Genomic DNA, 18,901 nt, shown 5'->3' on the forward strand with positions numbered 1-18,901 from the left:
CGCCCCCTTTCCCTAACGTCTCAAAACATTGTATGAACGAAGTACAAGCTCTATGCTTTACAGCTTCAGAAATTCCAACAAAGTTGTGATGACTATTAAGAAGGTTGCCAGTTTGACATAAACCATAAACTCACTTTCTTCAGCGAGTAACAGCAAACATTTTCCGATTAATATAATGGAGATTATTTTGATCAAAAGTTTTTACCCACCCCTAGCTGCAAGATGATCATTAAGATGAGCCACATGAAGACGAAAGCAATCCCCAACAGAATCGCTGTCGCGCACAAGACAAGCAGCGACTTTCCAATGTCATCGAGAAACCCGCTGATGGTGCCTCCTGAAAACGGCTCAACAATGGCAGCCAAAATTTTAAAAGTCATCGCGTGAATCAAAAGCTTCCCGGCAGGATAGAAAGCGGCGATCCAAAAGGCCGTCATGGCACTGAATCCAGCGAAAGTTGTAGCAGCAGATTGATATTTTTGGAATATCGAAAAACCTTCCACAATCAATGACCCGACAATTGGAATCGTCTGTTCTATGACTTTTTTCACAGGACTCGCAATCGCTTTATCCACTGTAAAAAAGGCAACTCCTGCAAAGGATAAAAAGGCGACCATCAACAATAACGATGCGGTGATCAATGTCATGACCGTGCCCCGGATTAAATCGGAAGCTTTGGAGAAAGACATTTCCCCGATAAATCTCGTACAAAAATCAAGCAGCATGGCGATGACGATTCCTGGAATCAACACTTTTTGACATAACACAATCAAAAAATCAAAAATCGCAACGACAATGGGACTCCAGGCTATGAAGGAAAAGACCGCATTCAACACAACGATGATGGACATAAGAATTGGAGTGATTGACAAAAAGAAGTCACTCGCAATATTCACAATATCTCCCATTAAACTGAACGCTTCCATCACAGTTTGTCCAAGTGTCAACACGAGGACGACAATGAATAATGTATCTCCCCATTTTTTAAATTGCGGTACAAAAGCTTCTAAAATCAGAAATAAGATGGTATAAGTGATGACAAGTATGATGGATTTACCTGCAATTTTTAATGGATCGATAAAAATATTTAATAGTTCATCCATGTGAAAGCCCCTTATTGAAGCTTATCTAATATTGAGGAAAAGCTTGACAACACTTTGGCAAATTCACTGACCCAATATGTGAGCAGTACGATCCGGACCGAAAACATCACAAATTCCCCCATCGTCTCATGCTCTTGTTCATCAAAGAGCATTTTAAAAAAGATCCCTAATTGATAAAACAAGGCGGAATAGACGAGTTGAGGAACGTAGGGCACTGAATTCACATATGACAGGATTTGTCCAATTAATGGAAGTACAGATTTGGATATTAGAAAATGCAAGATGATAAAAAAGAAAATGATGGCAACGAGCGAATGAAGTTTCGGAACCGTTTCTTTGATCAGTAGCAAAATCAGTAGCAGAATTACGGCATATATGAGAATCGTCATATGTCAATTTGTCAACCACTGGAAGAATAACATGATTTCGCCAAAGAAAAGCCGTAAGAATCTGATCAGTTCTGCAGCCATATATAAATATGCGATGAAAAATATATAGAATGTAAATTCCTTCTTCCCTACCTGGTCAAAAAAAACATGCAACAGTGCGATGATGAGTCCTACTCCTGCCACCCTTAATACATCCTGTAATTCCATTTGACTCCTCCTTGTGAAAGCAATATATGAGCTTGTTCAATCAAATAGACCAATGAACATAAAAAAATGGACGTGCATTTAACACGTCCAAAAATCGTTCACCCATTTATAAAAAAAGGACGCAAACAACGCGTCCATTCAGAAGATTGAATTCCAATTAGTTGGCACGGGATACATAAGAGCCATCAGAAGTGTTGATCACTAAAATATCGCCTTCGTTCACGAAGAATGGCACTTGCACCACAAGACCCGTTTCAAGAGTCGCAGGTTTAGAACCGCCTGAAGCAGTGTCGCCTTTGATGCCCGGTTCTGTTTCAACCACTTTTAATTCAACTGTATTTGGAAGTTCAACCCCAAGGACTTCACCTTGATAAGTCATAATGAACACTTCCATGTTTTCTTTCAAGAATTTTAATTCATAATCGATTTGTTTTGCATTTAATTCAATTTGCTCATAGGACTCCATATCCATGAATACATGGGCATCCCCATTGGCATATAGATATTGCATTTTGCGGTTTTCAATCATCGCTTTTTCCACTTTTTCACCAGCGCGGAATGTTTTTTCCACTACGTTACCATTACGTAAGTTGCGCAATTTGGAGCGAACAAAAGCGGCACCTTTACCAGGTTTTACGTGTTGGAAGTCAAGTACACGGTATAATTCTCCATCTACAATGATTGTTAATCCTGTACGAAAATCGTTCACTGAAATCATGAATATTCCTCCATCATTATAAAATAATTAGTTCTTTGTCCGAATGAGTCAATCTTTCATTACCAGTCCCGGTGATGACAATGTCGTCTTCAATTCTTACTCCACCAATTTCCGGCAAGTAAACGCCTGGTTCGACCGTCACTACCATATTCGGCTCTAAAACTTGCTCGGAACGATAAGACAAGTTCGGGCCTTCATGGACTTCTAAACCAATTCCATGGCCTGTAGAATGGCCGAAAGCCTCGACATAGCCTCTTTCTGCCAAATAATCCCTTGCAATTTTGTCCGCTTCAATTCCGGTCATACCCGGCCCAATTTTTTCCAGTGCCAGCAACTGTGCTTCCAATACAACATTATACATTTCTACTAATTTCGCACTTGGTTGACCAACGGCAATGGTCCGGGTGATGTCTGAAACATATCCATTATATACGGCACCGAAATCCAGCGTGACAAAATCACCTTTCTCAATGACTTTGTCCGTCGCTACTCCATGAGGCAAAGCGCTTCGAAGACCACTCGCCACGATGGTATCGAAAGAGGAAGATGTTGCACCCTGTTTGCGCATGAAAAATTCCAACTCATTCGATACTTCCAGCTCGGTTACGCCAGGTTTAATGAATGTTAAAATGTGTGAAAATGCGGCATCGGCAATTTCACATGCAACCTTTATAATCTTAATCTCTTCATCGGTCTTAATCAAGCGGATTTTTTCAATTAAACCGGATAATGGAACAAGTTCCACATTCAGCTGTTTTTGATATGCTTCATATTCTCCGTAAGTGACGTGATCTTTTTCAAAAGCTAATGTTTTGATTTTCCACTCATCCACAATTTTCGCTACTTCCTTTAGTATGGAAGCTTCCTGTTGAATAATGCGGAAATTTTTCACTTGTTTTTTTGCCTGTTCCGTATAGCGGAAATCCGTAATGAACACCGCATCATTTTTAGATACGATGGCTGCTCCGCTCGTTCCGGTAAACCCCGTCATATAACGCCGGTTGTACGGATTGGTGATAAGCAATGCATCCACTTGATGGTTTTCCAGTTCTTTTCTCAATTTTTCGAGCCTGTTCATAACATTATCCTTCCTTATCCTTGTAGAAACTTGCGCAATGCGAGTTCATATCCGAATGTTCCAAGTCCACAGATTTGGCCGACACATTCGGCCGCAAGCAGGGATTTGTGACGAAATTCTTCCCTTTTATGTATATTGGAAATATGAACTTCAATAACCGGAACCTTCACGCTTGCAATGGCATCCCGCAATGCGATGCTCGTATGGGTGTAAGCGCCCGGGTTAAACACGATTCCTTCGATGCCTGTATCTTCTGCTTCATGAATCCAATCAATCAGATCCCCTTCATGATTGGACTGTTTGAACTCAATCTCCGCATCAAATTCTTTTGCCAATTTCACACAACGCTCTTTTACATCATCCAATGTTTCAGTTCCGTATATTTCAGGCTCCCTTTTGCCCAAACGGTTCAGATTTGGTCCGTTTAACACTAATAGTTTCATGTACACTTCCCCTTTTTTAGAGAAAAATCCCACTTTTATTTTATCATAGACTCCTTGTACGGCAACCTATTTCGTTCCAATTGGGCTTGATGGTGGAAAGAAGCTGTTTCAAATAAAAACCTTGCTGTCATTACGACCATTACAATGAAAGGAATGGACAATTTTTTAAACGAATATAATTCAGCCGGCAAATCGTATATGATCCATTCCACAATGATGGCAAAAAGGCTGCCAATGACAAGGGAAGTGATAAACGGTGGCACATTATGAACATATTGCATAATCAAATACAGGATGAAATTGACGACGAAAATAACCACCGCCAGAAAAAGCCAGCTGATGAACGGGTGGCTTTCTTCAAAAAGTTGATACTTTTTCGAAAAACCGATCGGGTTCCATTCAATGAATTTGAATAAGGATAACATCTTTAAACTCAATGTCAGAAAGATCGATCCGAATAAACTTGTAATGAATGCTAAAAACAGCACGTTATCCACTCCTTTTTTTATACATTTTTGCCAATATGAAATTAACATATGCGTAACCGTAGTACATTTGCTGAAAATTTAGTACAATAAAAAAGTTAGTAGAAGAAATATTGTTAGAGAGTGGTGTCAGCATTGAGCAATCAAACACCTGTTTATGGAGGACAAGCACTCTTGGAGGGTGTCATGTTCGGGGGAAAAGAACATACCGTTTCCGCCATTCGCCGGAACGATCAATCCATTGAATATTATTATGCGAAAAAAGTGTCAAAACCTTGGATGCAAAAATTGAAAAAAATCCCGTTAATTCGGGGGAATATCGCCATCATTGAATCGGCAGGAATCGGTTCGAAACATTTGCAATTCTCCAGTGACCGTTATGATGTGGAACCGGGGGAAGAGCAGGAAGGCCAGGAATTTTCAAAACTGGAAATGATTTTTGGCGTAGCCATTGTCGGAGTTCTCTCATTTTTATTCGGCAAATTTGTTTTTACATTAGTTCCAGTATTTCTGGCTGAATTGTTTTCGCCATGGATTTCGGGAAAATATCCGCAAATCTTTTTGGAAACGGGCATTAAACTCGTTTTGCTTCTCCTTTATTTATATTTGATCTCATTAACGCCGATTATTCGCCGGGTGTTCCAATACCATGGAGCGGAACACAAAGTCATCAATTGTTATGAAAACGGGCTTGAATTGACGGTTGAAAACGTCCAAAAACAATCCAGACTGCATTACCGTTGCGGCTCCAGCTTCATTTTATTTACGGTCATTATCGGGATGTTCATTTATTTATTCTTCCCTGTCGACCCATTATGGTTCCGGGTGGTCATCCGAATCTTGTTGATCCCTGTCGTTTTGGGCGTTTCTTATGAAGTATTGCAATTTACGAATTCTTTAAGGGGAATTCCGGTATTGCGCTATTTGGGCTACCCTGGATTATGGTTGCAGTTATTGACGACGAAAGAACCGGAAGATGAAATGGTGGAAGTATCCATCGCTTCATTCAAAAAACTCCACGAAATAGAAAAAAATCCGGAAATCGCGATGCAGTTGCATCATGATTGATAAAAAAGGCTTAGAAGCTGAAATTCCTCCGCTTCTAAGCCTTTTAATATATCAAGTGATTTGCTGCTTATCAGATGAAAAACTTTATAAAAGTTTTCCTGGATTCAAAATGCCTTTCGGATCGAGCGCCTGTTTGATCGCGCGCATCACTTGCAACGCATTTTTATGTTCCATCTCCTGATAAATTTTTTTGCCAACCCCAACACCATGTTCCCCCGTGCATGTACCGCCGCGTTTGATGGCATCCGTTACAATCAATTCATTGAATTGTTTCGCCCGGGCTACTTCTTCTTCATCATCAAGATCAATCATAATGCATGCATGATAGTTGCCATCGCCCACATGGCCCAATAAACCGCCGTGAATGTTCAACTCTTTTAATAAAGAACGGGCGTAATCGATGCTGTTTGCGAGTTCATTGATCGGCACGCAAACGTCCGTCGTCATGAGCTTGCGGCCAGGAAAGGCATGTTTGTAAGCATAAGCCAAATTATGCCGTGCATGCCACAACGTGTTCCGTGCCGCCGTATCCTTTTCAAATTGAATCTCTTCGCAGTCATATTCTTTCAACACTTCTTTGGCAAATTCGATATCGCTTTGAAGGCCCGCTTCATTACCTTGGAACTCTAAAAATAGAGTCGGCGCTTCTACATAATTGGTTTCGCTGTGTTTATTCACCACTTGGATGGATTCCGCATCGACGAATTCCACCCGTCCAATTGGAATGCCTGCCTGTTTGAGAGCTGTCACTGCTTGCACCGCTTCATGAGTGGATTTGAACACCGCCCGTCCAGCCACTTCAAACTCAGGGATGCCGTACACTTTCAATGTAAGTTCCGTAATGCAACCCAAAGTTCCTTCCGAGCCCACAAAGAGACCATTCAAATGTAAGCCGGAAGAGGATTTTCTCGCTTTGCTGCCTGTGTGGATGATGTCGCCGTTTGCCAGCACCACCTCCAAATCCAAGACTTGGTCACGCATGACCCCGTATTTTACGGCCGTTGTTCCGCTGGCATTCGTTGCGGCCATTCCGCCCAATGTTGCATCCGCACCCGGATCCACGGAGAAAAATAAACCGTACTTTTTCAATTCCTTATTCAATTGCAAACGCCGAACACCTGGTTGCACCCGGATAATGAAGCTCTCCGGATCAATTTCAAGTATTTGGTTCATTTCATTGAAGTCGATGGAAATGCCGCCTTCATACGGAATCACATGTCCTTCCAAACTGGAACCTGCCCCAAAAGGTGTCACAGGCACCTCGTATGCATTGGCGATTTTTAAAATTTTGCTCACTTCTTCCGTCGTATGAGGAAACACGACAATGTCAGGCAAAGCCGGGGTGTGGTAAGACTCATCTTGACCATGGAGTTGCCGAACCGTTTCATTGGTCGTCACTTGTTCTTTCGATAAAAAGGTGAGCAGTTGCCGTTCGATTTCTTTATAATCTTTCATATTATTTCCTCCCTTGTAAACTAGTTTTATCACAAATAAACTTTTTGTGGAAATAAAATGATATGAAAAAATTAAAAACTTTTTTAAAAAAAATTTTTGCCGAAAAACCCCTTATGATCAGCAAATAATTGGAGGATAAGGAAGAAAAATATACTCAATCAGTACACTTGGATTCCTGCAAACGATAAACCAGGTAAAAGCTATTACAAAACCGGACCAAGTCGTGATGATTGGAGAAGTTTTCAATAAAAAAAGCAGAAAGAAGTTCTCTTCCTGCCTTTTTATATAGGAGTTGTTAATAACCACAAAACGGTTAAAACGGCCATTATTCCTAAAACAACAAATAAAATTTTTTTCACAACATCCCCTCCGGATTCACTGATTATTGTCATCTATTTCCATGATCAATTTTTACGATTAAAACGTACCAAAGTTTCATTTTGGGAATATTTTATTGTCATTTTTGATTTCTGAATTCAACACCACCATCTCTCCTATTCCGGAATCATTAAAGTTTAATCGCAAATCCTCTCTATAAGGAGTTGCATCTTTGCTTTTGTTTTTTAAACATAAAAATCCCCCTTTAGACCATTGAAATCTAAAGGGGGATTTATATCGGCTCTATAATATTTGGTGTTGGTGAGTATAAACCAGCACCAATTTTTTTGAACAAAAAAAAATGAGACAGTGACAAAACTCTGGTAAAATGTAATCGCCAAAACACATTTTCCAAAGGAGTTGTGTCACATGTCTCACCATCATTCTATACGAAACCTACTCAATATAAAAGACAAAAATATCACATTTGATGAAAATTTTTGTGCAGAAGAACTCATTAAAGGGGTCCAATCAAAAGTCTTTTATGGCCAATTAACTTACCAACCAAAAGCGTGCTATGCTTGTGGACATGTCTTTGATGATCAAATCATTAAACACGGTTTTAAAACGTCTCTCATTAAAATGCCTAGTGTTTCAGGTTTTCATACCTACTTAAAATTGCGTAAACAGCGTTATTTCTGTAAACATTGTCATTCCACGTTTACTTTAAAAACGAGCGTCGTGGCTAAAAACTGTTGTATTTCCAACAATACCAAAGTATCGATTGCTTTAAACGCCAAAGATAAAATCTCCGAAAAAGATATTGCCATCAAACACAATGTATCTCATGCCACTGTCAGTAGAGTCATTGACAGCTTTTATAGCTACTATCAACCAAATGTTCACTACCTTCCAAAGCATTTGTGTTTTGATGAGTTTAAATCAGTGAAATCCGCAGCTGGAGCGATGTCCTTTATTTTCTGTGACTCTGAAACGGGGGAGATGGTGGATATCGTGGAGGACCGGAGATTACATGTCCTCAAAGAGTATTTCTTACGGTATTCCAAGAAGGCGAGAGATGCGGTAAAAACGATTGTCATCGATATGTACAGCCCTTATATTTCCTTAATCCAAGAAGTTTTCCCTAAAGCGGAAATCATACTCGACAAATTCCATATCCTCCAACTATTTAGCAGAGCTTTAAACAAAACGCGCATCAACGTCATGAATCGGGATAAAAAGAATTACAATAAATTGAAAAAATACTGGAAGCTCCTTCTGAAAGATCAAACAAAACTTGATTATAAGAACTATAAATATCATCGTTGCTTTAAAAAGCATATGTGTGAGGTGGAGATTCTCCACTATCTCATTGATTTAGATTCTGAATTAAAAGCGTCCTATGAGTTATACCAATACGTTCGCCATTGCATCAAAACCAAAGACTTTGAGCTCCTAAAGAAAACATTAGAGAATAAACAAAATATCGTTTCCAGCTATATGAAAACCGCCATCAAGACAATCAACAAATACATCAATTACATGGAGAATACGTTGAAATATGATTATAGCAACGGCATTTTAGAGGGGATTAATAACAAAATCAAAGTGATTAAACGCATTTCTTTCGGTTATCGATCCTTCTATCACTTTAGAAACCGAATATTCATTACCCAAAACTTAGCGAAAATAAAAACAGCTTAGGGGAACCTCGAATTTCCCCTAAGCCATCCGATTACATATTACCAAATAATGTCACTAAAATTTATTCACCAACACCATTTGACAAAGAACCTTTATATCTTGGAGTTTTTTCTAATGATTCAAGTTATTACAATCCACATTTCAATTGGGCGCCACAAACGGTACATGTGTTGCATCCACCAATTTCTTCCACCGTACCTTGACGGCAGACAGGGCATGTATCGCCCACTTCCGAACCGATATTCACATTTGTTTGTTGAAGCGGCGCAATCGTTTCAACTAGCACAACCGGTTTTTCAATTTTTTCGTCTTCCAATTCCTCAAATGTTAACTGTTCTTCATGCGTCATTTCCGCTTTTAATGTCAATACTTGGGAATCACGGCTGCCATCCACGTAAACCGTTCCGCCTTTGGCTCCACCTTTGTATAGGCGTTCGTACACTTTTTGCACTTGTTCCACCGTATATCCTTTTGGCGCGTTCACCGTTTTGGAGATGGACGAATCCACCCAACGTTGGATGATGCATTGCACATCCGCGTGAGCTTCCGGTGTCAAATCCATTGCCGTCACAAACCAATGCGGCAAATTGTGTTCATCTACTTCAGGATGCGCTCTCAAGTATTCTTGGACGATTTCCGCCTTCACTTCGATGAATTTTCCTAAACGGCCGGAACGATAGTAAGTGAAGGAGAAGTAAGGTTCCAAACCGGTTGCCACTCCCACCATTGTACCTGTTGATCCGGTTGGCGCAACCGTAAGCAGGTGGGAATTGCGGATGCCGTGTTCGAGCACCCCTTGACGAATATGTTCAGGCATGCGTTTCATGTAGCCTGTATTGATGAAAGCTTCTCGTAAACGTTTTGTTTCTTCTTCCGTCTCTCCTACCAAGAATGGGAAGCTGCCACGTTCTTTTGCCAGTTCAATGGAGGTTTCATAAGCGGTTGTTGCAATCGTTTCGAACACTTTATCAACCAGCTCATTTCCTTCTTTTGAACCGTATTCTTTTTCACAGTAAATGAGCAAATCAGCGAGTCCCATTACACCCAGACCGACACGTCGCTCTCCAAGAGCCTGTTTGCGGTTTTCTTCAAGGAAATACGGCGTTGCATCGATGACGTTGTCTTGCATGCGGACGCCGATACGCACCGTTTCTTTCAACGCTTCAAAATCGACTGTTTTTTGGTCTTTCAATGCAAAGTTCGCCAAATTGATGGCCGCCAAGTTACATACGGAATATGGCGCCAGTGGCTGTTCACCGCATGGATTTGTTGCCACCACTTTTTGGCCGTAAGCGCGGGCATTCGTCATTTCATTTGCATTATCAATGAAGAAAATGCCAGGCTCAGCTGCATAAGTCGCACAAATGTTGATGAGTTTCCAAAGCTCTCTCGCGCGGATTTTCCGGTAAGTGCGCACCCGGTAACCGAGAGCTTCCCACTCTCTCACGTCCCCGATTTTATGCCATTTTTCATTGTAGATGGCCATTTCTTCCGGCGTATATGTTTCCACATCCGGGAATCGAAGCGGATATTCTTCGTCTTTTTCCACCGCTTCCATAAAATCATTGGTAATTGTGACGGAGATGTTCGCTCCTGTTAAGAAGTCCGGATTGTGTACGCTGTATGTTCCGCCATCGCGCAATTTCGCTTCCGCTTCTTTGATGACCGCCTCGCTGAATCCTCCCAAGCCGGGGATGTTTTTGTAGTTGACAATTCCTTGGTACATCGCTTCTTCAAGAGGAGTCAATGGCGTGAATTTCAATTTTTCTTTTGCATGGCGAATGATGGATTCATCTTCCATGTTTTCAATCAAATAACGCAAAATGCGCGGATTTTGCATTTTGGAAATGATGAATTCCACAATATCCGGATGCCAGTCGGCAAGCATAATCATTTGGGCTCCACGCTGGTTGTTACTCGTTCATCATGAACGGGGATGGTCATTTCTGCCATCCTCTCATGCTTTCGCATGAGATCAGACTATATCATCAAAGAGGAAAATTCTTCATATTTACGATAAAGTTTCAGGTCTCCATATTCATAAAGTTTTTTATAAATTGCTTTGAGATCCTTGATACTACTAATTCATAACAACCTTGTTTTGGTGTTATTGCATTGACATTTTTAGCATAGCCGTATGATTTTTTCCTCTTTGTCTCGTGCCCCATAACCACGTTGCCTTCGATTATGGTTTACTCTTTCCATAGCACCCGTTATAAGTACCACCTTGTATTAGATACTTTTTATTATTGTTTGGAGTGCCGTAGGAAATTTCAATAGTCGTTGAACGTTCATCTCCGTTTCCAGAGATGCTTCGCTGCTGATTGCCCAATCCTTGCCCTTTTCAAACCATCACGCTTGCCGTTGCCAGCTACGTTGTGGTGTGCAAGGCTCTAAGGGTGTTCCAGCAATTCACGAGATTTTAATCCCGCCATGGTCTTAACGGGATCCACCTTGTTCAACAAGATGGGTCAATTTCGCAATGTCATCAAGCCATGATACAGAACCGCTCGATCTTCCGTTAACCCCTCTTGCAAGTGTGTTGCGCGGTCTTAGTGTTGAACCGTTCGTACCGACACCGCCGCCCCGGCTCATAATTTCCATAACTTTTTTGCGATGTTCGCTGATTCCTTCACGGCTGTCAGGAACGAAAGGCATCACATAGCAGTTGAAATATGTAACTTGTTTTCCGGATCCTGCACCGTAAAGAACACGTCCAGCTGGCACAAATTTTAAAGAAGCCAATTGCTCATAAAATTTTTGGAACCATTCGCTGCGTTTTTCTTCTGTTTCCTCAACGGCAGCCAAACCGGTTGCGTTTCGTTTCGCGATTTGTTCATAAAAAATTTCAAGCGGTTTTTCTATGATATCAAGGGATCGAACAATGATGCCCGTTTCTTGTTCTTTCGGATCGTCGAGCACATTTCGGTACTCTTCTTCAATCAAAATTTCCGCTTTATTTTCTTTCCAATCGATTGATTGGATATAACCTAAACCGCGGGCTGGAAATTTTGGATCTTCCTTAATGGTTAATACAACAAAATCGCCTGGTTTTAACGTCTTTTTTTCCGTATCCTTGAAGGAATATCGGTCAATCATGACAAGTCTCGAAACACCTTTATGCGTCACATGCATGTCCGGCGTAATCGGGTGAACTTGCGGGAATTGTTCAATATCTTTGTTCAATTGATCAATGAGGATGGTCGTATACGAATCTATCATTACCATCTGCCAGCCTCCCTTAGCACATATATAATTTAACTATCATTACCCTATACAAAAACAATAAAACACAATATATTGTATGTCCAACAAAACGAACATACAATATATTGTTTCGTTCTGCTACTTAGAAAAGATTACCTCATAACCAAAATCGATTCAAGGGGTTGACAAATAATAATTTCTATGAATCCTAGAAATTTCTATGTTTGTAGCGGAATATTAAATTTTAGTCACATTTTTTGAAGGATAATTTTTGATTACTTTCTAAAATTCCATTCATCATTTGCATACTTTTCTTCTTCCAATTTTCTCACATATCCCTTTTGTTCTTCAGTCAGTTCATATGGGATCAATTCTATTTGCAAAGCTTCTTCAAAACCTTTTTTGAAGGCATGGATGCATTCCTCAATGGTGATGCGCCGTGTTGTTAAACGGTTGATTGCAACGGCTCTTTCCGGCAATTGTTTGCGCATCCGCTCTTTTGCCTCTTCGGAAGGGAAATTGAACAGAGACAACAGCTTGTCCTCATCGAGATCCAATAAAATCGCACCGTGCTGCAAAACGACGCCCTTTTGTCTAGTTTGCGCACTTCCAGCGACTTTTTTCCCTTCCACAACAAGTTCATACCAACTAGGCGCATCGAAACAAACGGCACTTTTCGGCTTTTTCAATGCATCTTGTTTTTCTTCCGTATCAGGGATGCTGAAATAAGCATCCAATCCCAAATTGTGGAACCCTTTCAACAAACCTTCGCTCAAAAAACGGTAAGCTTCTGTTACGGTTTCAGGCAGGTTCGGATATTGCTCCGTCACGATGATGCTGTACGTCAATTCGCTGTCGTGCAATACGGCCCGTCCGCCAGTCGGTCTTCGGACAAACCCGATATTCTGTTCTTCCAACGCTTCCAAATTGATGTCCTTCGCTTTTTGGAAATAACCGATGGAAAGTGTCGGCGGATTCCATTGATAAAACCGGATCACCGGCGGGATTTCATTTTTGCTGTGAAAATCAAGCAACGCTTCGTCCAATGCCATATTATAAGACGGACTGCATGGTCCTGAATTAATAAAATACCATTTCGTTTTCATTCGTTTCCCACCTCACAACTTTCTCATTGTATCAAACTGAATGGACGAATGCCACTTTCTTATTTATAATGTTCTATGTAAATAGAAAGGAGAAATTTTGAAGTGGCGACAGTATTATATACAATTGCAATCATTCTAGGAGTCATCATTATCTATGTGGTTGTCAGCTCATTCCGTTTGAAAAAGGCTGTCACAAATTTGACGCAGGAGGAATTCATCAAAGGATACCGCAAAGCCCAACTGATTGATGTTCGGGAAGCGAAGGAATTCGAATCGGGACATATCCTGGGAGCACGCAACATTCCTTTCACCCAATTGCGTCAACGTTACAAAGAAATTCGTCCGGATCTTCCTGTATATTTATATTGCCAAAATATGACGAGAAGTTCACGGGCAGCGCTTTTCCTGAAGAAAAAGGGCTATAACCAGCTTTATCAACTTCAAGGCGGTTTTAAAACTTGGACAGGAAAAGTGAAAACGAAAAATTAAAATTTTGTACTTAATTTCTATTTCGTTTAACTTTTAAAAATTTTTAATGATAACTTTTTGCCATTTTTATTTTTCAAAATCTCTCAATAAAAAGAGGCTGGGACATAACTAATAAAATGAACGAGCTGCAAAAAGATTTTTTGTAAAAAATTGATTGGAGTGACGGGGCGAGTTTCTGTCGCGCACGCTTAGTCGCAAAGCAAAAGCTTTCCTGCGACGAGCCCTCTCGAGACCCCGCAGGAGCGAAGGATTGAGCTCCGAGGAGGCTCGAGCCCAATGTCATCAACTTAACGTTACATTTAATGGAAAATAATATTTAATTTAACTTTTATAAAATTAGGTAATAAGCCTCTTGTAATTTTAAAAAGGCCACCAAAATCGTTTTAGAATCCAATTTTTGGTTAATAAAACGAGGATGGTGGTTTTTTTGAAAACAAAAAGTACTTTTTTAGGGGCAATTGAGATTACTCGAAAGTTGCTGAATGATGTGATGTTTATGCTTGAATCTCGGACAAAAGAAACGTATTTTACACGAAAAGAAAAGAAGTTAAATTTTAAAAATACTATTCTATTTAGCTTAAACTTTGTTAAAAAGAGCCTCCAAATTGAACTTGACGACTTTTTCGACAAATTTAATTTATCAGAAATTAGTATTTCCAAACAAGGCTATTCAGCCGCACGAAAAAAGATTTCTCCTCTCGCTTTTGTAAAACTTACAAAAGCGATTGTGAATTGGTATTATGAAGAAAATTCCTTTAAAACTTATCGTGGATTTAGACTTTGCGCAATCGATGGAAGTGTGCTCCAAATTCCTGATACTGAGGAGCTTCGAAATTATTTTGGGTATGGAAAAAATCATAAGACAAGTTATGCAAGAGCTAGTGCCTCTTGTATTTACGATCTTGAGAATGGAATCATTATTACTTCTAGAATCAATCCATATAAGGTAGCTGAGCGAGATAGTGCAAAGGATATGATTGAAGAACTCGTACAAATTGGATTAAAAAATGATCTTTTTTTATTTGATCGAGGGTATCCATCGAGAGATTTTATTGCCTATTTAGATGCCCTTGGTATCAAATATGTGATGCGATGTCAAAAAAATACGATAAAGGAAATTGTCGAAGCGAAAGATGCTGATCAAAACATTCATATAATACATAGGAAACAAGTGATTACTGCTCGTGTAGTTAGATTCCCACTGGATTCTGGCACGGAAGAAATACTTGTCACAAATTTAACCGAGGAAGAGTTTGATATCTCTGAGTTTAAATCTCTTTATTTTAAACGCTGGGGAATTGAAACAGAATATAATGATGTGAAAAATAAAATCGAAATAGAAAATTTCACGGGTAGTTCGAAAATCGCAATTGAACAAGATTTCTATGCATCAATATATTTATCGAATATGGTCAGTTTATTGAGAAATGATGCCAATGAAACAATTAATGAGGAGAGTAAGAAAAAAAGACGAAAACATGATTATCAAGTAAACACAAATATCTTAATAGGAAAATTAAAAGATAGGATGGTTCACTTATTATTAGAAGATTGTCCAATCAAAAGAGAGAGAATGTTTACAAAAATCATGAAAGTGATTATAAGAAATAAGACACCTATTCGGTTTGGGAGAAGCTACCCACGAAGGAATGGTCTGTCCTCAACAAAGTATCCCCTAAACCAAAAAAGGTGTCTATAAACAATACGTAGGATAAATATAACCTATTTGTTTATTAAATGTAAATAAATTAGGGGCTTAAAAAAATAAAAATTTAAGCCCCGGGCATCCTATTGCCTTTTTTAGCCGATTTTAGAAAATTATCAACACTTTGTAGGTTGAATAGTATTTTTAAAAGTAGACAACCAGATGGTTGCCTACTAACTGTAAATTATTGGTTGTATAAGTTTCTGACATTGGGCTCGAGCCGGGCCCGCGGAAAGCGTCCCCGGAACGGAAATCAATTTTCTTCAATTATCAAAAAAGAGGCTGGGACATAACTAATAAAATGAACGAGCTGCAAAAAGAATTTTTTGTAAAAAATTGATATCGTAGAAAATTGATAGGAGTGACGGGGCGAGTTTCTGTCGCGCACGCTTAGTCGCAAAGCAAAAGCTTTCCAGCGACGAGCCCTCTCGAGACCCCGCAGGAGCGAAGGTGTGAGCTCCGAGGAGGCTCGAGCCGGGCCCGCGGAAAGCGTCCCCGGAACGGAAATCAATTTTCTTCAATTATCAAAAAAACACCATTTTCTCACGGGAGAAAATGGTGTTTTTTATCTTTTGTCCCAGCCTCTTTTTATCTTTTGTCCCAGCCTCTTTTTTTATTATTGCTTTTGATAACGCAAAACCGGATGTCTTGCAGCCTGCGTTTCATCCAGGCGGCTTACAACCGTTGTATGCGGTGCTTCTTGAACGATCGAAGGATTCTCCTCCGCTTCTTTTGCAATTTGAATCAGCGCATCACAGAAAGCATCCAACGTTTCCTTTGATTCGGTTTCCGTCGGCTCAATCATCATTCCTTCTTCCACAATCAACGGGAAGTAGATTGTCGGTGGATGGTAGCCGAAATCAAGAAGACGTTTCGCAATATCCAACGTGCGGACACCCAGTTTTTTCTGACGGCGTCCGGATAGAACGAATTCATGTTTGCAATGGCGATCATATGGCAGGTCGAAATATGGCGAAAGTCTTCTCATCATGTAATTCGCATTTAATACGGCATACTCTGTCACCAATTTTAATCCTTCCGGACCCATGGAGCGAATATACGCATAGGCACGCACATTGATGCCGAAGTTGCCGTAGAATGGTTTAACCCGGCCGATGGATTGCGGACGGTCGTAATCGAAATGGAACGTGCCATCTTCTTTTTTCACAAGCACCGGTTTTGGCAAGAATGGGATTAGATCTTTTTTCACGCCAACCGGACCGGAGCCTGGACCTCCCCCACCGTGCGGGCCAGTAAAGGTTTTATGCAAGTTCAAGTGAACGCAGTCAAATCCCATATCGCCAGGGCGCGCTTTGGACATAACCGCATTCAAGTTGGCTCCATCATAGTATACTTTCCCGCCGACGCTATGAACAATTTCGGCAATCTCGACAATATGTTCTTCAAACAAACCGAGCGTGTTCGGATTTGTCAACATGAGAGCCGCTGTATCTTCCCTGACGACACGGCGCAAATCTTCCAAGTCGACCAATCCGTTTTCATCGGATTTCACCGTAATGATTTCGAATCCGGCAACTGCAGCGCTGGCAGGGTTCGTACCATGAGCAGAGTCCGGTACAATCACTTTGTTCCGGTGCCCTTCCCCATTCGCTTCATGATAGGCACGGATCAACATCAACGCCGTCCATTCACCATGGGCGCCGGCAGCAGGTTGCAATGTCACTTCATCCATGCCGGTAATTTCTTTTAAAGCCGTTTGCAGTTCATACATCAATTCCATTGCCCCTTGCACTGTAGATTCATCCTGCAATGGATGAATGTTTGCAAATCCGGAGAAACGGGCAACTTCTTCATTTATTTTCGGATTGTATTTCATTGTGCATGAGCCCAGCGGATAAAACCCGGAATCCACACCATGATTGCGGCGGGACAGCGCAGTGTAGTGGCGCATAATATCCAATTCAGACACTTCCGGAAGCTCGGCCGGCTCTTCACGCAAATATTCTTGCGGAATCAATTCGGATAATTCCACTTCGGGCACATCCAATTCCGGCAAGCTGTAACCGATGCGGCCTTCTTTTGATAATTCAAAAATGAGCGGTTGATTTTCGTTATGCATTGTAAGCCCCCATTTCTTGCACGAGTTGGTCAATTTCTTCTTTCGTACGCAATTCTGTTACGGCAATCAGTACATGGTTCTCAAGATGCGGATAGTCGCGGCCCAAATCATAGCCGCCAATGATGCCTTTTTCCAATAATTTTTGATTGATCTCACTCACCGGCTTATTCACTTTCACAACGATTTCGTTAAAATGAGCCCCTTGGAACGGAACCGTGAATCCTGCTTTCTCAAATGCCGTTTTTGCATAACGAGTTTTTACAATATTTTGCTTCGCCATCTCTTGGATGCCGCGTTTGCCTAAAGCCGTCATGGCAACAGAAGCGGCAAGGGCAAGCAAGGCTTGGTTGGAACAGATATTTGAAGTCGCTTTTTCCCGGCGAATATGTTGTTCACGGGCTTGCAACGTCAACACGAAACCGCGCCGTCCGTCCTGGTCCACCGTTTGTCCGACCAAACGTCCAGGAACTTTGCGCATTAATTTTGACGTTGTGGCAAAATAACCGCAATGCGGCCCTCCGAAACTTTCAGGAATTCCGAACGGTTGCACATCTCCAACCGTAATATCCGCACCCAATTTTCCAGGAGGTGTTAAAACGCCTAATGCCAGCGGGTTGGCTGATACAATGAATAATCCTTTCGCTTCATGGGCCATTTCGCCAATTTTTTTAATGTCTTCAATTTGGCCGAAGAAGTTTGGATATTGCACCATAATCGCGGCTGTTTGTTCATCGATCAATTCTTTCAACGCTTCAATATCTGTGACGCCATCCTTGGTTGGCACTGTCACCACTTCAATGGATTGGCCATAGGCATAAGTTTTCACGACTTCACGGTATTCCGGATGAATAGCTTCAGACACTAAAAGTTTTTTCCGTCTAGTGGAACCGGCGGCAAGCATTCCCGCCTCTGCAAGAGCCGTTCCCCCATCATACATGGACGAGTTGGCCAAATCCATTCCCGTCAATTCCGCAATCATTGTCTGGAATTCAAAAATTGCCTGTAATTCCCCTTGTGAAATTTCCGGTTGATATGGCGTATAAGCGGTATAGAATTCCGAACGGGAAATGACATGATCAACAATGGCAGGTTTATAGTGATTGTATACACCTGCGCCCAAAAATGAAACAGCTGATTCCGTATTCGTATTTTTATCTGCTAATGCTTTCAGTTCTTTCAATAATTCAGATTCAGATACTGCCTCTTTAATATTGTAAAGCCCTTTAAAACGCACCTCTTCTGGAATGTCCGCAAATAAATCGTCAATGCTTTCCACTCCAATGGTAGCGAGCATTTCCTGTTTGTCCTGTTCCGTCATTGGAAGATATCGATGCTTCATTTTTTGA

At 40.8% G+C, this 18,901-nt stretch carries 16 protein-coding genes and 2 pseudogenes; 4 read left to right on the top strand and 14 right to left on the bottom strand.

From position 1 onward, the window contains the following. Positions 1 to 57: 57 nt before the first annotated feature. The 8 genes from NSS77_RS15480 to NSS77_RS15515 all read right to left on the bottom strand — a co-directional run bounded on the left by NSS77_RS15480 (position 58) and on the right by NSS77_RS15515 (position 4,426). Positions 58 to 195, bottom strand: coding sequence for a hypothetical protein (locus NSS77_RS15480; RefSeq protein ID WP_342469545.1), 138 nt, complete (start codon positions 193 to 195; stop codon positions 58 to 60). Then, on the bottom strand, positions 192 to 1,103 hold the full coding sequence (locus NSS77_RS15485; RefSeq protein WP_342469546.1) for a stage III sporulation protein AE: 912 nt from the start codon (positions 1,101 to 1,103) through the stop codon (positions 192 to 194). The genes NSS77_RS15480 and NSS77_RS15485 overlap by 4 nt, the downstream gene beginning before the upstream one ends. Positions 1,104 to 1,114: 11 nt before the next feature. After that, positions 1,115 to 1,492, bottom strand: coding sequence for a hypothetical protein (locus NSS77_RS15490; protein WP_342469547.1), 378 nt, complete (start codon positions 1,490 to 1,492; stop codon positions 1,115 to 1,117). 3 nt (positions 1,493 to 1,495) lie between these two features. Further along, positions 1,496 to 1,699, bottom strand: a complete 204-nt coding sequence (locus NSS77_RS15495) for a hypothetical protein (protein WP_016837737.1) — start codon at positions 1,697 to 1,699, stop codon at positions 1,496 to 1,498. Positions 1,700 to 1,856: 157 nt separating this feature from the next. Beyond that, a complete protein-coding gene (efp, locus tag NSS77_RS15500) occupies positions 1,857 to 2,417 on the bottom strand; it encodes an elongation factor P (RefSeq protein WP_342469548.1) in 561 nt (186 codons plus the stop codon). A gap of 16 nt (positions 2,418 to 2,433) precedes the next feature. Continuing rightward, positions 2,434 to 3,495, bottom strand: coding sequence for a Xaa-Pro peptidase family protein (locus tag NSS77_RS15505; protein ID WP_342469549.1), 1,062 nt, complete (start codon positions 3,493 to 3,495; stop codon positions 2,434 to 2,436). A gap of 14 nt (positions 3,496 to 3,509) precedes the next feature. Beyond that, entirely contained in the window at positions 3,510 to 3,938 is a 429-nt protein-coding gene (aroQ, locus tag NSS77_RS15510) for a type II 3-dehydroquinate dehydratase (protein ID WP_342469550.1), read from the bottom strand. Between the two features lie 35 nt (positions 3,939 to 3,973). After that, positions 3,974 to 4,426: a hypothetical protein gene (locus NSS77_RS15515; RefSeq protein ID WP_342469551.1), complete on the bottom strand. Its 453-nt coding sequence runs from the start codon at positions 4,424 to 4,426 to the stop codon at positions 3,974 to 3,976. A gap of 132 nt (positions 4,427 to 4,558) precedes the next feature. Here NSS77_RS15515 and NSS77_RS15520 point away from each other — a divergent pair, with 132 nt between their 5' ends. Next, complete coding sequence (locus NSS77_RS15520) at positions 4,559 to 5,491, top strand: DUF1385 domain-containing protein (protein ID WP_342469552.1); 933 nt, start codon at positions 4,559 to 4,561, stop codon at positions 5,489 to 5,491. An 84-nt stretch (positions 5,492 to 5,575) separates the two neighbouring features. Here the strand turns inward: NSS77_RS15520 and NSS77_RS15525 are convergent, their stop codons facing one another. After that, complete coding sequence (locus NSS77_RS15525) at positions 5,576 to 6,946, bottom strand: FAD-linked oxidase C-terminal domain-containing protein (RefSeq protein ID WP_342469553.1); 1,371 nt, start codon at positions 6,944 to 6,946, stop codon at positions 5,576 to 5,578. A 747-nt stretch (positions 6,947 to 7,693) separates the two neighbouring features. Here NSS77_RS15525 and NSS77_RS15530 point away from each other — a divergent pair. Further along, positions 7,694 to 8,968, top strand: a complete 1,275-nt coding sequence (locus tag NSS77_RS15530; RefSeq protein ID WP_342469554.1) for an ISL3 family transposase — start codon at positions 7,694 to 7,696, stop codon at positions 8,966 to 8,968. 127 nt (positions 8,969 to 9,095) lie between these two features. Here NSS77_RS15530 and NSS77_RS15535 read toward each other — a convergent pair. From NSS77_RS15535 to NSS77_RS15545, 3 genes and pseudogenes are all read right to left on the bottom strand, one after another. After that, positions 9,096 to 10,880: pseudogene (locus NSS77_RS15535) on the bottom strand (vitamin B12-dependent ribonucleotide reductase); the annotation flags it as partial. Between the two features lie 530 nt (positions 10,881 to 11,410). Then, positions 11,411 to 12,196 (bottom strand): annotated as a pseudogene (locus NSS77_RS15540) (ribonucleotide reductase N-terminal alpha domain-containing protein); the annotation flags it as partial. 254 nt (positions 12,197 to 12,450) lie between these two features. After that, entirely contained in the window at positions 12,451 to 13,281 is an 831-nt protein-coding gene (locus tag NSS77_RS15545) for a biotin/lipoate A/B protein ligase family protein (RefSeq protein WP_342469555.1), read from the bottom strand. Positions 13,282 to 13,383: 102 nt separating this feature from the next. Between NSS77_RS15545 and NSS77_RS15550 the strand changes: the two genes are divergently transcribed. After that, a complete protein-coding gene (locus NSS77_RS15550; RefSeq protein WP_342469556.1) occupies positions 13,384 to 13,770 on the top strand; it encodes a rhodanese-like domain-containing protein in 387 nt (128 codons plus the stop codon). A gap of 418 nt (positions 13,771 to 14,188) precedes the next feature. After that, complete coding sequence (locus tag NSS77_RS15555; RefSeq protein ID WP_340715701.1) at positions 14,189 to 15,469, top strand: IS4 family transposase; 1,281 nt, start codon at positions 14,189 to 14,191, stop codon at positions 15,467 to 15,469. A 622-nt stretch (positions 15,470 to 16,091) separates the two neighbouring features. Here the strand turns inward: NSS77_RS15555 and gcvPB are convergent. Further along, on the bottom strand, positions 16,092 to 17,555 hold the full coding sequence (gcvPB, locus tag NSS77_RS15560; RefSeq protein WP_342469557.1) for an aminomethyl-transferring glycine dehydrogenase subunit GcvPB: 1,464 nt from the start codon (positions 17,553 to 17,555) through the stop codon (positions 16,092 to 16,094). Beyond that, entirely contained in the window at positions 17,548 to 18,894 is a 1,347-nt protein-coding gene (gene gcvPA / locus NSS77_RS15565) for an aminomethyl-transferring glycine dehydrogenase subunit GcvPA (protein ID WP_342469558.1), read from the bottom strand. The genes gcvPB and gcvPA overlap by 8 nt, the downstream gene beginning before the upstream one ends. Positions 18,895 to 18,901: the final 7 nt, after the last annotated feature.

Source organism: Ureibacillus sp. FSL K6-3587 (genome assembly GCF_038593165.1).
GTDB lineage: Bacteria > Bacillota > Bacilli > Bacillales_A > Planococcaceae > Ureibacillus > Ureibacillus suwonensis.

Coding starts and splice junctions, on each gene's coding strand:
- NSS77_RS15485 (WP_342469546.1), bottom strand. CDS start 1,103: ATGGATGAACTATTAAATATTTTTATCGATCCATTAAAAATTGCAGGT.
- NSS77_RS15530 (WP_342469554.1), top strand. CDS start 7,694: ATGTCTCACCATCATTCTATACGAAACCTACTCAATATAAAAGACAAA.
- NSS77_RS15495 (WP_016837737.1), bottom strand. CDS start 1,699: ATGGAATTACAGGATGTATTAAGGGTGGCAGGAGTAGGACTCATCATC.
- NSS77_RS15545 (WP_342469555.1), bottom strand. CDS start 13,281: ATGAAAACGAAATGGTATTTTATTAATTCAGGACCATGCAGTCCGTCT.
- efp (WP_342469548.1), bottom strand. CDS start 2,417: ATGATTTCAGTGAACGATTTTCGTACAGGATTAACAATCATTGTAGAT.
- NSS77_RS15525 (WP_342469553.1), bottom strand. CDS start 6,946: ATGAAAGATTATAAAGAAATCGAACGGCAACTGCTCACCTTTTTATCG.
- gcvPA (WP_342469558.1), bottom strand. CDS start 18,894: ATGAAGCATCGATATCTTCCAATGACGGAACAGGACAAACAGGAAATG.
- NSS77_RS15490 (WP_342469547.1), bottom strand. CDS start 1,492: ATGACGATTCTCATATATGCCGTAATTCTGCTACTGATTTTGCTACTG.
- gcvPB (WP_342469557.1), bottom strand. CDS start 17,555: ATGCATAACGAAAATCAACCGCTCATTTTTGAATTATCAAAAGAAGGC.
- NSS77_RS15505 (WP_342469549.1), bottom strand. CDS start 3,495: ATGAACAGGCTCGAAAAATTGAGAAAAGAACTGGAAAACCATCAAGTG.
- aroQ (WP_342469550.1), bottom strand. CDS start 3,938: ATGAAACTATTAGTGTTAAACGGACCAAATCTGAACCGTTTGGGCAAA.